This is a genomic window from Kribbella sp. NPDC051770, from assembly GCF_040681455.1.
Classification (GTDB): Bacteria; Actinomycetota; Actinomycetes; order Propionibacteriales; family Kribbellaceae; genus Kribbella.
In genome coordinates, this window is record NZ_JBFAYT010000009.1 from 98622 (window position 1) to 112123 (window position 13502).

The following is a 13502-nucleotide window of genomic DNA, read 5'->3' on the forward strand; positions in this document are numbered from 1 at the left end:
ATCCTGGCCGACGGGTCGGACAGAAACTGTCGGTCGTGCCTGACAGTGTCGGCTCGTGAAACTCGGTGGAGCCCGGGCGACGCTGAGGGGGAGGATGCGGGCATGCGGTTGTTGACGGTGAACGTGGTGGAAGAGCTGATCCCGGGGCCCAAGGAGACGGGGTGGACGGCGATCGACAAGCGGCCGCAGCAGGGGCGGGTTCGGGTGGGGGAGCTCGGGCTCGCGGGGGATCGGGTGTGTGACAGCGCCAACCACGGCGGGCTGGATCTGGCCGTTTACGCGTACGCCGAGGAGGACGCTCGGTGGTGGAGCGAGCAGTTGGGGCGGGAGATTCCGTCGGGGCTGTTCGGGGAGAACCTGCGGACCGAAGGAGTCGATCTGACCGGCGCGCTGCTGGGGGAGGTGTGGCGGATCGGGGACGAGGTCGAGGTGCAGGTGCGGGCGCCGCGGATTCCGTGCGTCACGTTCCAGCACCGGATGGGGATTCCGCGGTGGGTGAAGCGGTTTCACGACGCGGGCCGGCCGGGGACGTACCTCAAGGTGCTGAGGACGGGGACGATCGGTGCAGGGGACGCGGTCACCGTGCTGAGCCGGCCGGAGCACGAGGTGACCGTCGGGGTGATGTTCGAGTGCCAGGACGGCGCGAAGATGCAGGGGATGCTGGACTCCGGGGTCGATCTGATGGACGAGCTGCGGGAGGCCGCGCAGCGGGTCGCGGCTCGGCCGGTGGTCGCTGAGCAGTCGTCCGCGGACGAGCGGTGAAGGGCGTCATCCCGGAGCCGGGGCCGCTGCGGTACCTGGCGCTTGCGACGCTGCTGAGCCGGGTCGGCAACGGGCTGTTGATGACGGTCAGCGTGCTGTACTTCACGCGGATCGTCGGGCTCTCGATCGCCGAGGTCGGGCTCGGGCTGACCGTCGCGGGGCTGTTCGGGCTGCTCTCCGCGGTCCCGCTCGGGCATCTGGCCGACCGGCGCGGCCCGCGCGGGCTGTTCGTCGTCCTCAGTATCTCGGTCGCCGCGCTCTCGCTCGCTTACCTCGCGGTCGACGCGTTCTGGCAGTTCCTGGTCGTCGCGATCGTCGTCACCGTGCTCGACCGCGGCGCGGGCGCGGTCCGGGCCGCGCTGATCGCCGCTGTCACGCAGGGATCGGGCCGGGTGGCCGCCCGCGCGTACCTGCGGGCGATCACCAACATCGGCATCATGGCCGGCGCCGCCATCGGCGCGCTGGCTCTGCACTTCGACACGCGTACGGCGTACCAGTTGATGTTTGTCGTCGACTCGGTGCTGACCAGCGCGTCGGCGCTGTTCATCCTCGGCATCCCGCGGGTCGCGCCGCAGCCGAAGACCGACGAGGGCCCGGTCTGGATCGCGCTCCGCGACCGCGGTTACCTGGCGGTCTCGGCGCTGAACGCGGGGATGTCGCTGCACTACGCCGTGCTCGACGTCGCGATCCCGCTCTGGGTGGTCGAGCACACCGAGGCGCCGCGCTGGACGGTCGCGCTGCTGCTGATCATCAACACGATCGTCGTCGCGCTCTTCCAGGTCCGCTCCAGCCGCGGCATCCAGGACCCGGCGTCGGCGGCCAGAGCCACCCGGACGGCGGGATGGTTGCTGCTGGCATCGATGGTGCTGTTCGCGGCGGCGTCGGGTGGCGGCGCCGTGGTCGCGGTCGCGCTGCTGGCGGTCGGCGCCTTCGTCCAGGTGATCGGCGAGCTGCTGCAGTCGTCGGGGTCGTTCCTGCTGGGCTTCGACCTGGCCTCGGACCAGGCGCAGGGCCAGTACCAGGGTGTCTGGGGGACGAGCATGTCGATCAGCACGATGGTCGCGCCGACCGTGCTCGCGCTGCTGCCGCTGGGACTCGGCGTCCCCGGCTGGATCATCCTCGGCGTGTGGTTCGCGCTGATCGGCGTGCTGTTCGTCCCCGTCGTCCGCTGGGCCGCGGCCCGCAAGGTGACTCAGCTGGACCCAGCGCGTCGCGGCTCGTAGCCAGTCAGTCGTTGGCACGATGACTCGATGGCATCGACCGAGCGCACCGATCTCGTGGTCAGCACCCCCGCCGGCCCGATCCGTGGCGAGGCCACGGCGTACGGCGCGGTCTTCCGGGCCGTCCCGTACGCCGCACCGCCGGTCGGCGAGCACCGCTTCCAGCCGCCGGCCCCGGCGAGCGAGTGGACCGACGTACGCGACGCCCGGTCGCCCGGACCGACCGCTCCGCAGGCGGCCGCGTCCGGACCGCTGGCTGATCTGCTGCCGAACGTCGTCGTACCGGGCGACGACTACCTGCACGCCAACGTCTGGACCCCCGACCCGGCAGGGTCCGCGCCGGTCATCGTGTTCATCCACGGCGGCGCGTTCACCAGCGGCTCGAACGCGCTCAGCGGGTACGACGGTACGGCGTTCGCCCGCGACGGTGTCGTGTTCGTGGTGATCAACTACCGCCTGGGCGCCGACGGGTTCCTCTGGTTCGGCGACGGCGTACCGAATCTCGGGCTGCTCGACCAGGTCGCCGCGCTGACCTGGGTGCGCGACGGCATCGCGAGCTTCGGCGGTGACCCGGGCAACGTCACGGTGATGGGGGAGTCGGCGGGAGCAATGAGCATCGGGGCGCTGATGGCGATGCCGGCCGCCGAAGGGCTGTTCCACCGGGCGATCCTGGAGTCCGGCGCGGGCCACCATGCGATCTCGCCGGCCGCGGCCCGGACGGTCGGCCGGCGGCTCGCGAAGGTCCTGGGCGTTCCGGCGACCCGCGAAGGAGTCGCTTCGGTCAGCTCCGCCGAACTGGTCGCGGGGCAGACGCAGGTGTCGGCGCAGTTGCCCAAGGCACCGTTCCGCCGGGTCTGGGGTGACGTGGCGACCAACCTGATGCCGTTCGAGCCGGTGATCGACGGCGAAGTGCTGCCGGTGCTGCCGATCAAGGCGATCGAGGCCGGCGCCGGCGCCGCTGTCGACGTACTGGTCGGGTACAACACCCAGGAGGCGCGGCTGTTCTTCCTCACCACGCCCGCGAAGGGTGTGGTCCCGCGGCTGATGGCGGCGGTGCTCGGCCGGCTGTTCGGGCTCGGCCGGAAGGATCGCGCGGCCTACCGCGGCTGGGCCGAAGGACCGGCGCGGGACTACGACGCGATGATCGCCTTGCTGACCGACGCCGTGTACCGGATCCCGGCGCTCCGGCTGGCCGAGGCGCACGGCCGGGCTCACGTGTACCGGTTCGCCTGGCAGTCGCCGGCCCGCGACGGCCGGCTCGGTGCCGCTCACGGGCTCGAACTGCCGTACGTGTTCGACAACCTGGACAACGCCGAGTGGCGCGGGATGCTGGCCGGTCGGGGAGACGCCGGCCTCGCGACCCGGATGCACGCGAGCTGGGTCGCTTTCGCCAAGACCGGCGATCCGGGCTGGCCGGCGTACACACCGCAGAGCCGGGTCGAGCGGGAGTTCGGTGGTGCGGACCGGGTGGTCACCGATCACCACCCGGCCAGCCGGGAACTGTGGGCAGGACGACGTTAGTTGGAAGGCTCCAGGTAGCCCAGCGCCGCCGAGATCTTGCGGGCCGCCTCGATCGCGGCCGGCGCCATCAGCGCGACCTGCGCGATCGACTGCTCCAGCGACAGCGTCGAGATGCTCACCGCCGCGATCGCCGCCGCCGTGTGGTCGTGGATCACCGCGGCGACGCACCGGATCCCCGGTTCGTTCTCCTCGTCGTCCAGCGCGTACCCGCGGGCCCGCACCTGCGCCAGGTCCGCCTTCAACCCGGCCGCCGTCGTGTGCGTCAACGGCGTACGAGCGGGCAGGCCGGTCCGCGTGATCAGCGCGTTGAGCGCTTCCTCGTCCTTCTCGGCGAGCAGTGCCTTGCCGATCCCGGTGCAGTGCAGCCAGAACGCCTTCCCGACCCGCGACGGCATCCGGTACGGCTTCGGTCCGTCGAGCCGCGCGACGTAGATCGCTTCGTCGCCGTTCAGCAGCCCGACGTGCACCGTGCACCGCGTCTGCGCGACCAGGTCGGCGAGCACCGGCCGCGCGACCGTCGCCAGATCGACGTTGGTCAGGGCGTGCCCGGCCAGCCGCAGCGCCTTCGGCCCGGGGTGGTACGACCCGTCCTCGGACTGCGCGACGAACTCGTGCTCGACCAGCGACGCCATGATCCGGTGCACGGTCGACTTGGCCAGGCCGGTGGCCGTCACCACGTCGGTGAACCGGGAGTGCTCGAGGACGGCGTCGAGCACCATCAGCGTCTTGTCGATGGCCGAGGGCGAACTCATGTCGCTCATCCTGTCACCTCTCGTCTGGTCAACCCCGTACGCCGTACTGCTCACCGCGCCAGCCAGCCCCCGTCGACGGCGAGGACGTGCCCGTTGACGTAGTCCGAAGCCGCCGAGGCCAGGAAGACCGCGGCGCCGACCAGGTCGTCGGGCCGGCCCCAGCGACCGGCCGGGATCCGCTCCCGGATGGCCGCCTCGCGAGCCGCGTCGGCGCGCAGGTCGGTGGTGTTGTCGGTACTGATGTAGCCCGGCGCGATCGCGTTCACCTGGACGCCGGCCGCGCCCCACTCGTTGGCCAGCGCCTTGGTCAGTCCCGCGACCGCGTGCTTGCTGGCAGTGTAGGCGGGCACGGTCACGCCGCCCTGGAAGCTGAGCAGTGAGGCGATCGTGACGATCTTCCCGGCGCCGCGCTCGACCATCGCGGCGCCGATCGGGCGGGTCAGCGCCCAGGTGGAGTTCAGGTTGACGTCGATCACGTGCTGCCAGTCGGCCGTCGCGGTCTCGGCCGCGGGCGCCCGGCGGATGGTCCCGGCGTTGTTCACCAGGATGTCGATCCGCCGTTCGCGGGCCAACTCGACAGCGACCGCCTCGACGGCCGCCGGGTCGGCGAAGTCCGCCGTGACGACGGTCGCCTCGCCACCGCCGTTCAGCTTGATCGCCTCGAGGGTGTCCTCCAGCGCCGCGTCCCGGGCGAGCAGGATCAGGTCGGCCCCGGCCGCGGCGTACTCGGCCGCGATCGTCGCACCGATCCCGCGCCGTGCGCCGGTGACCAGCGCGGTCCGGTCCTTCAGCGAGAAGAGGGTCACCGCAGCTCCGTTACGTCGACGCCGTCCATGTCGGTGAAGGCCTGGTTCTCCCCGGCCATCGCCCAGACGAAGCTGTACGACGAGGTGCCGACGCCGGAGTGGATCGACCAGCTCGGCGAGATGATCGCCTCGCGGTCCGCGACCAGCAGGTGCCGGGTCTCGTCGGGCTCGCCGAGCAGGTGCACGATCCGCTCGGTCTCCGGCAGCCCGAAGTACAGGTAGCACTCGGTCCGCCGGTCGTGGGTGTGCGCGGGCATCGTGTTCCAGGTGCTGCCGGCGTGCAGCGTGGTGACGCCGAGCACGACCTGGCAGCTCTGCACGCCGCCGGCGTGGATGTACTGGTCGATGGTGCGCCGGTTCGCGGTCTGCTGGTCGCCGAGCTCGAGCCGGTTGCCCTCGCCGGGCTGGACCAGCGTCGTCGGGTACGCCGTGTGCGCGGCGGCGCTGAACACGTAGAACGCGGCGTCGGTGCCTTCGAAGACGACCTCGCGCGCGCCGCGGCCGGCGTACAGGCAGGCTCCGGTGACGAGCTCGAACTTGGTGCCGTCGACGGTCACCGTGCCCGGGCCGCCGACGTTGACGATGCCGGCCTCGCGGCGCTCCAGGAAGTACTCGCTGCGCAGCTCCGGCCAGGTCGGCAGCGTGAGCGGGCCGGAGACCGGGAGGGCGCCGGCCAGGACGATCCGGTCGTGGTGGGTGAGCACCGCGGTGACCGCGTCCGGGGTGAACAGGTCGTCGACCAGGTACTGCTCGCGCAGAGCGCGGGTGTCGAACCCGGGGATCTGGGCGGGATGAGTGGCGTGACGGACCTGCAGCGGCGAATTCATGGAACTAAGTTCTACTAGACAGAACCACAAGTCAAGAGTAGAAATGTCGCCCAAGTATTGGTTCCGCCCGGCGATACCAAGTTCCGCCCCTTGGAGGATTCGCATGACCGCACTCGACTGGACAGTGCTGGCCGGCTACTTCGTGCTGATGGTGCTGATCGGCCTCTGGTCGCGCACCAAGATCAAGACCGTCGTCGACTACTTCACGACCGGCGGCCGGATCCCCTGGTGGCTGTCCGGCATCTCGCACCACATGTCCGGCTACAGCGCCGTCATGTTCGTCGCCTTCGCGGCCGTTGCCTACAGCTACGGCATCACCGTCTACGTCTGGTGGGCGGTCTCGATCGGCGTCGGCGTCGGGATCGGTGCGTTCCTGTTCGCCGCGCGCTGGAACCGGCTGCGGGCCAAGCACGGGGTCGTCTCGCCGCTGGAGTACCTCGCGCAGCGCTACAACCTGCCGACCCAGCAGGTACTCGCGTACTCCGGCGCCGCGCTGAAGGTCGTCGACATCGCGAGCAAGTGGGTCGCGATCGCCGTGCTGCTGAACGGGTTCACCGGCGTACCGATGCGGTGGGGGATCCTGCTGACCGGTGTCGTCACGATGCTGTACGCGACGCTCGGCGGGCTGTGGGCCGACGTGCTGACCGACTTCGGCCAGTTCGTCATCCAGGCCGCGGCCGGGATCGCGATGTTCGTCGGCGTGCTGCGGCACCTGGACGGCGTACCGACGCTGTGGAAGATGTGGGACCAGCTGCCCGAGGGGCACGGTGACGCGCTGAACGGGCCGTACACACCGATCTTCCTGATCGCGTTCCTGTTCATCAAGACCTTCGAGTACAACGGCGGCATGTGGAACCTGGCCCAGCGCTACATGGCCGCGCCGTCCGGCTCCGAGGCCAAGCGGTCCGCGCTGCTCTCGTCGGTGCTGTGGCTGGTCTGGCCGCTGGTCCTGTTCATCCCGATGTGCGCCGCGCCGCTGCTCGTCCCGGACCTCGGCAAGCCCGAACAGTCGTACGTCGAACTGGCGCAGCTGCTGCTGCCGAGCGGTCTTATCGGCCTGGTGCTGGCCGGGTTCTTCTCGCACACGATGGCGATGGTCGCCTCCGACGCGAACGTGATCTCGTCGGTGATCACCCGCGACCTCGGCCCGGTCCTGGTGCCGAAGCTGCGCCGGCTCTCCGACGTCGCGACGCTGAAGTTCGCCCGAATCACCACGTTCACGTTCGTGACCGTGAGCATGCTGATTGCGATCCTGACCAACGGTCAGGGCGTCGTGCTGAAGATCGTGGTGGACCTGGTGGCCGCGACGATGGGACCGATCTCGATCCCGCTGATGCTCGGGCTGCTGCCCTGGTTCCGGCGCAGCGGCTCACGGGCTGCCATCGCGTCCTGGGCCGCGGGCCTGATCGTCTGGGCGGTGGTCAAGTGGGGTGTGGGATCGACCGACACCACGATGGTCGTCGCGTTGCCGCTGGCAACTTCCCTGGTGGTGTACGTCGGCCTCGGGCTGCTGATGCCGGAACGCCGCGACTCCGTCGACGGGCTGCTCGACTCGCTGAACAGCGACCCGGACGAGACCGACGAGGTGCTCGCCAGGCGAGCGGCCGCCGCCGCGGCCGAATGACCCGTGGAACAATGTTCCGCTGAACAGAACATCAACTGAGGAGAGCTGCTATGCCCAACATCACCGTCGAACTGCTGTCCGGCCGCACCCTCGACCAGCGCCGCGAGTTCGTCGCCGCCGTCACCGACTCCGCGATCGCCATCCTCGGCGCCAAGCGCGAAGCGGTCCGGATCGTCTTCACCGAGATCGAGAAGTCCGACGTCGCCAACGGTGGTGTGCTCGTCTCGGACTCCTGACTCTTCTGTTTCTTCAGCTTCGGTGCAGGCGGACCGCTCCCGCCGGCACCGTTCACCGGCCCGGTGTCCCCTCCCGCCCCAGGGGACCCGGGCCGTTTCTCTTCACCGTACGAACGTCGCCTTGACCGCTTGCTCGGCAACGGTTTTCAGCTGTTCCCCGGTCAGCCCCACCTCGGCGATCGCCGTCCGGTGCTCCTGCGACAACCGCACGTTGCTCGCCCGCGGATTGTCCGTGCACAACGCCACCGGCACTCCCGCAGCCAGCAGCGTGTGGATCTGATGCTCCGCGTAGCTGGGCGCCGCCCCGGTCTGCGTGTTGCTGGTCAGCGAAACCTCCAGCGTCACCCCACGCTCGGCCAGTACCTCCATCAAGCGCGGATCCTCAGCGCTCCGTACGCCGTGACCGATGCGCTCGGCCCCTAGTTCCCGGACGGCGTCCCACACGCTCTCCGGCCCAGCGGCTTCGCCCGCATGGATCGTCACATGCAGCCCGGCCTCCTTCGCAGCGCGGAACGCCTCCGCGAACAGCGCCGCCGGGAAGTTCGCCTCGTCCCCGGCCAGATCCACCGCACAGAAGCGCTCCCGGCGGCTCAGCAACGTCGCCATCTGCCCGCCGGCCGACTCCGCGCCGAGATGCCGGACCACGATCCCGATCAAGCCGACGCTCAGCCGCCGCTTCGCCGCCTGCGCGGCGACGCCGTCCGCGACCGCGTCGATCACCGCCTCGGCCGGCAGGCCGGTCTCGTGCGCGATGATTCCCGGGCAGAACCGCAGCTCCAGCAAGTCCAGCCCGTCGTCGAACGCGTCGTCGACAGCCTCGCAGGCGGCCCGGTTCCAGTCGTCGAGGCCGGTCAGCACGCCGATCGCGAGGTCGACCTTGTCCAGGTAGGGGAGCAGGCCGGTTTGCTTGTCGTCGGCCACCAATCCGGCGCGCGGGGCGGTTCGCCGTACCAGCTCGTGACCGGTGCGCTCGGCGACGTCGAGCACCGTGCTGGACCGGACCGATCCCTCGAGGTGCCGGTGCAGATCAACCAGGGGAAGCATGCGCTCAGCCAACCACATGGCGAAATCCCCGACCGGTCCGTGGCGTCGGCGCTTACTCTTCTTCCCATGCGAGTAGGCGTTTTCGGAGCGACAGGTCAGGTCGGCGGCGTGATGCGGGAGCTGCTGGTCGAGCGCAACTTCCCCATCGACGAGATCCGGTACTTCGCGTCCGCGCGGTCCGCGGGCACCCAGCTGCCGTACGGCGACCGGCTGGTCACCGTCGAGGACTCCGCGACGGCGGACTTCGCCGGGCTCGACCTCGCGCTGTTCTCGAACGGCAAGACGGCGTCCAAGGAGCTGGCCCCGAAGGTCGCGGCGGCCGGTGCGGTCGTGGTCGACAACTCGTCCGGCTGGCGGATGGACCCCGAGGTCCCGCTGGTCGTTGCCGAGGTCAACCCCGACGACCTCGACCACCTGCCGAAGGGCATCGTCGCCAACCCGAACTGCACCACGATGGCCGCGATGCCGGTGCTGGCGCCGCTGCACCGCGCGGCCGGGCTGACCCGCCTGGTCGTCTCGACGTACCAGGCCGTGTCCGGCTCCGGCGGCGCCGGCGTCCGCGAGCTGGCCGACCAGACCTCGGCGCTGGTCGACGGTGCCGACCGCCTCGCGCGCGGCACCGACGGTGTCACGCTGCCCGAGCCGAACGTGTACGCCGGCCCGATCGCGTTCAACGTGCTCCCGCTGGCCGGCTCGATCGTCGACGACGGCTCCGGCGAGACCGACGAGGAGCAGAAGCTCCGCAACGAGAGCCGCAAGATCCTCCACCTGCCCGACCTCCCGGTCGCCGGCACGTGTGTCCGCGTCCCCGTCTTCACCGGCCACTCGCTGAGCATCCACGCCGAGTTCGCCAACCCGATCAACCCCGCGCAGGCGACCGAGCTGCTCGCGCAGGCTCCCGGCGTACAGCTCGCGGATCTGCCGACCCCGCTGCTGGCCGCGGGTCAGGACCCTTCCTACGTGGGCCGAATCCGCCAGGACCAGTCCGCGCCCGAGGGCCGCGGCCTCGTCCTCTTCATCTCCAACGACAACCTGCGCAAGGGCGCGGCGCTCAACGCCGTACAGATCGCGGAGCTGCTGAAGCGCTGATCCGGCAGCCCCGCCTCTCGTCGTACGCCGGGAGGCGGGGCTGCTTTGCACCGGGCGATGCACGTGCATGTGGACTGCCCGGTGCGTCTATTGGGGGTTCTCCCGGCGGAGGCGCTCGATGAACGCGCGGTCGTGGGTGAAGAGGCGGGTCGTCGTACCCTCCAGGAGCGGGCTGTCCCAGAGCACCTGGATCTCGGCGCCGAGGACGGCGGCGACCGTGCCGCCGCCGTAGTCGCTCGAGATCACCCGGAGACCTTCGACAATGTCCATCGACTTCCCGTCGGATTTTCTGACCTGACGACGGAAAAGCTAACACAATGCCCTGACTCGATTCACTGTGCTCGATTACCTTGCGTGTCGCTCGAAAATAGGGTATGACGCCAGGCTTTCCGCTGATGCAGACTGCGGAAGATGAAGCCCGAGGAGCTGGACGCCCTGATCGCGGGCAACGTGCGCGCGGCCCGCGCTCGCCTCTGGCTGCGCCAGGAGGACCTCGCCGACGAGATCGGCTGGTCCCGCCCGACCGTCTCCTCGCTTGAGGCCGGCACCCGGCGGATCACCGTCGCCGACGCGGTCGCGCTCTGCTCGGCGCTGCGGCTCACGCTGCCCGAGCTGCTCCGGGGTGCACCCGCTGAGGTCTTCGAAGCACTGGGCGTCACGCCCGCCTGAGCGTCGTACCGGGCGTTGCGGAAACGTGATGGACCTGGGGCGGGTGGCTGGGCGAGCGCCATGGTCAGCGTGCGCCGGAGCTATTACTCTCCGGTTTACCTGACCCCTGGGAGGCCAGAATGAAGCCCGTTGCCGACGGTCCGCAGCTCGCGTTGCTCAGCTCACGCAAAGAACATCTGGCGCAGATGTTCTTCGACCGGGTGGCGGCCACGCCCCAGCGGGAGGCGTTCCGGCACCCCGTCGCCGACGGCTGGGCCTCGGTCACCTGGCAGCAGACCGACGAGCTGGTCCGGCGCCGCGGCGCGGGCCTGATCGCGCTCGGCGTCGAGCCCGAGCAGCGCGTCGCGGTCGCCGCGAACACTCGCCTCGAATGGGTCCAGTGCTACCTGGCCGCCGTCGTCACCGCGGCCGCGACCACCACCATCTACCCGACCACGATGGCCGCCGACGTCGCCTACATCGTCGCCGACGCCGAGGTCCAGGTCGTCTTCGCCGAGGACGCCGGCCAGGTCGCCAAGCTGCGCGAGCACAAGGCCGACATCCCGTCGGTGCACAAGGTCGTACTGATCGACGGCGAGCCCGAGGAGCAGGACGGCGACTGGGTGATCAGCGTCGCCGCCCTCGACGAGCTCGGCGCCCGCTACCTCGACGACCACCCGACCGCGATCGACGAGCGGGTCGCCCAGGTCAGGCCCGACCACCTGTGCACGCTGGTCTACACCTCCGGTACGACGGGCCGCCCGAAGGGCGTCCGGCTGCCGCACTCGGTGTGGACGTACGAAGGCGCTGCTGTGGAAGGGATCCGGGTGCTCAGCCCGGACGACCTGCAGTACCTGTGGCTGCCGCTGTCGCACGTGTTCGGGCAGGTGCTGCTCGCGGTCCAGTTCCAGATCGGGTTCGCCACCGCGATCGACGGGCGGGTCGACAAGATCGTCGAGAACGCCGCCGTCGTCCAGCCGACGTTCATGGCCGCCGCGCCGCGGGTGTTCGAGAAGGCGCACGGCCGGATCGTCACCATGATGGAGGCCGACGGCGGCGCCAAGCTCAAACTGTTCCACTGGGCGTTCGGGGTCGGCGCCGAGGTGTCGGCGCTGCGGCAGGCCGGGAAGGAGCCTTCCGGCGTACTGGCGGCCAAGTACGCGCTGGCCGACAAGCTGGTGCTGTCGAAGATCCGCGCCCGGTTCGGCGGGCGGATCAGGTTCTTCGTGTCCGGGTCGGCGGCGCTGGACAAGAAGCTCGCCGAGTGGTTCCACGCGGCCGGGCTGCTGATCCTCGAGGGCTACGGCCTGTCCGAGACCGCGGCCGGGTCGACGCTGAACCGCCCCGACCGGTACCGGCTCGGCAGCGTCGGGCCGATCTTCCCGGCCTCGGAGTTCAAGATCGCCGAGGACGGCGAGATCCTGATCAAGGGCCCCGGCGTGATGAGCGGGTACCACAACCTGCCCGAGCAGACCGCCGAGGTGATCGACACCGACGGCTGGTTCCACACCGGCGACATCGGGCACTTCGAGGACGAGTTCCTGTTCATCACCGACCGCAAGAAGGACCTGTTCAAGACCTCCGGCGGCAAGTACGTCGCCCCGCAGGTGATCGAGGGCCGGTTCAAGATGATCTGCCCGTACGCCAGCCAGTTCCTGGTCCACGGCAGCCAGCGCAACTTCGTCAGCGCCCTGGTCACGCTCGACCCCGATGCGATCGTTGCGTGGGCCGCCGCGAACGGGCTCGAAGGCAAGTCGTACGCCGAGATCGCGACCTCCGACGCCGCCCAGGCGATGATCCAGGGCTACGTCGACGAGCTCAACGCCGGGCTGAACCGCTGGGAGACGATCAAGAAGTTCACCATCCTCGAGCGGGACCTCACGGTCGAGGGCGGCGAGATGACGCCCAGCCTGAAGCTGAAGCGCAAGCACGTGGAGACGCAGTACGGGGACCTGCTGGACAAGATGTACAGCTAGGACGCCGGGGGAGGAGCCCGCTGCGGGCTCCTCCGCCGCGGGCTCGCGCCCGCGCGCTCGCCCGCTCCACGTCTCTGCCGCCTCACGCTCGCGCGCTCCTAGTCCCCGCCCTCGCCGTACAGCGGGCACCTAGAACGGCCGAGCGGCGACGATCTTCTCCACCAGCGGCTTGAGGTCGGTGACCAGTTCGTCCACCTCCTCCGCCGTCAGGCACTCGTACGCCGGCGCCGCCAGCTCGTCGGTCAGCTCCTCGATCTCGTCCCGCAGCTTCCGCCCCTCCGGCGTGAACCACCCCTCGGCGTTCACCAGCCCGCGCTCCCGCAGCCCGTCGATCACGACCTCGAGCTGCTCGTCGGACAGCGGATCCAGCCGCCCGAAGTCGCGCGGCTTCATGTCCCACAGCAGCGCCAGCAGCACGTGCGACTCCTGCCCACCGATCCCGCGCGTGACCAGCGACGCCGTGTGCCCGTCTCCGCGGTGCTCCCGCAGCAACGTCGCCGCATGCCACAACCGCGCGACCGGCTCCTCGGGCACCGGGATCGACCGCAACCCGGCGTACAGCATCCGTCCCTCGACCGGCGCACTGAACGCAGCCTTCATCAGCACATCCGCACACCGCCCCACCACCGGACTGTCAGCGAGCTCCCCCAAGATCCCCCGCAGCGCGGCCACACACCCTCGCTCCCGCGCCGCCAGCACCTCCTCCGGCGAAGCGACCTCCCAGCAACTCGGCACACAAGCCGCGACCTCCCCCGGCACGAAGTTGTAGAACAACGCGTCGACCACCTCAGCCGGCACCTTCCCGAGCGGCGCCGACCGCGAAGCGAAGTACAACGGCCAGTACCCCTCGAACCCAAGCGCCTGCAACGCCTCGTTCGGCTCATCGGCCATGTAGGCCACTTCGTGAATCGGCACAACCAGTTCCTTCAGCCGCCCCGCAACGCTGTCCATCGTGGTGCTCTCCTCGCTTCGTTCCGCTCCGTCACTGTCTCTACGA

General features: G+C 70.1%; 14 protein-coding genes. 8 read left to right on the plus strand and 6 right to left on the minus strand.

Features of this window, described 5'->3' with window-relative positions; translation table 11 throughout:
• Window positions 1-102 precede the first annotated feature (102 nt).
• From AB0M01_RS27710 to AB0M01_RS27720, 3 genes are read left to right on the plus strand one after another with little or no spacing between them, the layout of a single operon-like run.
• Window positions 103-762, plus strand: a complete 660-nt coding sequence (locus tag AB0M01_RS27710; protein ID WP_363674502.1) for an MOSC domain-containing protein — start codon at window positions 103-105, stop codon at window positions 760-762.
• The gene (locus AB0M01_RS27715; RefSeq protein ID WP_363674504.1) at window positions 759-1985 is read left to right on the plus strand and encodes an MFS transporter; all 1227 of its coding nucleotides are present in this window, start codon (window positions 759-761) and stop codon (window positions 1983-1985) included. Before AB0M01_RS27710 ends, AB0M01_RS27715 begins: the two co-directional genes overlap by 4 nt.
• 27 nt (window positions 1986-2012) lie before the next feature.
• Window positions 2013-3503 carry a carboxylesterase family protein gene (locus AB0M01_RS27720; RefSeq protein ID WP_363674506.1) on the plus strand — a complete coding sequence of 497 codons (1491 nt, stop codon included), beginning with the start codon at window positions 2013-2015 and terminating at the stop codon, window positions 3501-3503.
• On the opposite strand, the gene AB0M01_RS27725 is transcribed toward AB0M01_RS27720, so the two are convergent.
• Genes AB0M01_RS27725 through kduI form a run of 3 tightly spaced genes read right to left on the minus strand, consistent with a single transcriptional unit; the run spans window position 3500 to window position 5888 of the window.
• On the minus strand, window positions 3500-4255 hold the full coding sequence (locus AB0M01_RS27725; protein ID WP_363674508.1) for an IclR family transcriptional regulator: 756 nt from the start codon (window positions 4253-4255) through the stop codon (window positions 3500-3502). The genes AB0M01_RS27720 and AB0M01_RS27725 overlap by 4 nt on opposite strands.
• 50 nt (window positions 4256-4305) lie before the next feature.
• Window positions 4306-5061 carry an SDR family oxidoreductase gene (locus tag AB0M01_RS27730; RefSeq protein WP_363674510.1) on the minus strand — a complete coding sequence of 252 codons (756 nt, stop codon included), beginning with the start codon at window positions 5059-5061 and terminating at the stop codon, window positions 4306-4308.
• Window positions 5058-5888 carry a 5-dehydro-4-deoxy-D-glucuronate isomerase gene (gene kduI, locus AB0M01_RS27735; protein WP_363674512.1) on the minus strand — a complete coding sequence of 277 codons (831 nt, stop codon included), beginning with the start codon at window positions 5886-5888 and terminating at the stop codon, window positions 5058-5060. The genes AB0M01_RS27730 and kduI overlap by 4 nt, the downstream gene beginning before the upstream one ends.
• Window positions 5889-5991: 103 nt before the next feature.
• Here kduI and AB0M01_RS27740 point away from each other — a divergent pair, with 103 nt between their 5' ends.
• Window positions 5992-7512, plus strand: coding sequence for a sodium:solute symporter family protein (locus tag AB0M01_RS27740; protein ID WP_363674514.1), 1521 nt, complete (start codon window positions 5992-5994; stop codon window positions 7510-7512).
• A gap of 50 nt (window positions 7513-7562) precedes the next feature.
• A complete protein-coding gene (locus tag AB0M01_RS27745; RefSeq protein WP_145808799.1) occupies window positions 7563-7748 on the plus strand; it encodes a tautomerase family protein in 186 nt (61 codons plus the stop codon).
• 102 nt (window positions 7749-7850) lie between these two features.
• Here AB0M01_RS27745 and add read toward each other — a convergent pair whose 3' ends face one another.
• Window positions 7851-8792: an adenosine deaminase gene (add, locus tag AB0M01_RS27750; RefSeq protein WP_363674516.1), complete on the minus strand. Its 942-nt coding sequence runs from the start codon at window positions 8790-8792 to the stop codon at window positions 7851-7853.
• A gap of 66 nt (window positions 8793-8858) precedes the next feature.
• Between add and AB0M01_RS27755 the strand changes: the two genes are divergently transcribed.
• Window positions 8859-9881: an aspartate-semialdehyde dehydrogenase gene (locus AB0M01_RS27755; RefSeq protein WP_363674518.1), complete on the plus strand. Its 1023-nt coding sequence runs from the start codon at window positions 8859-8861 to the stop codon at window positions 9879-9881.
• An 87-nt stretch (window positions 9882-9968) separates the two neighbouring features.
• Here the strand turns inward: AB0M01_RS27755 and AB0M01_RS27760 are convergent, their stop codons facing one another.
• On the minus strand, window positions 9969-10151 hold the full coding sequence (locus AB0M01_RS27760) for a hypothetical protein (protein WP_363674520.1): 183 nt from the start codon (window positions 10149-10151) through the stop codon (window positions 9969-9971).
• A gap of 141 nt (window positions 10152-10292) precedes the next feature.
• Here AB0M01_RS27760 and AB0M01_RS27765 point away from each other — a divergent pair, with 141 nt between their 5' ends.
• Together AB0M01_RS27765 and AB0M01_RS27770 are read left to right on the plus strand one after the other, a co-directional pair.
• Window positions 10293-10550 (plus strand): helix-turn-helix transcriptional regulator, encoded by a 258-nt coding sequence (locus AB0M01_RS27765; RefSeq protein ID WP_363674522.1) that lies wholly within the window; start codon window positions 10293-10295, stop codon window positions 10548-10550.
• 119 nt (window positions 10551-10669) lie between these two features.
• The gene (locus AB0M01_RS27770) at window positions 10670-12505 is read left to right on the plus strand and encodes a long-chain fatty acid--CoA ligase (RefSeq protein WP_363674524.1); all 1836 of its coding nucleotides are present in this window, start codon (window positions 10670-10672) and stop codon (window positions 12503-12505) included.
• Window positions 12506-12634: 129 nt separating this feature from the next.
• Here AB0M01_RS27770 and AB0M01_RS27775 read toward each other — a convergent pair whose 3' ends face one another.
• Entirely contained in the window at window positions 12635-13456 is an 822-nt protein-coding gene (locus AB0M01_RS27775) for a MarR family transcriptional regulator (RefSeq protein WP_363674526.1), read from the minus strand.
• Window positions 13457-13502: the final 46 nt, after the last annotated feature.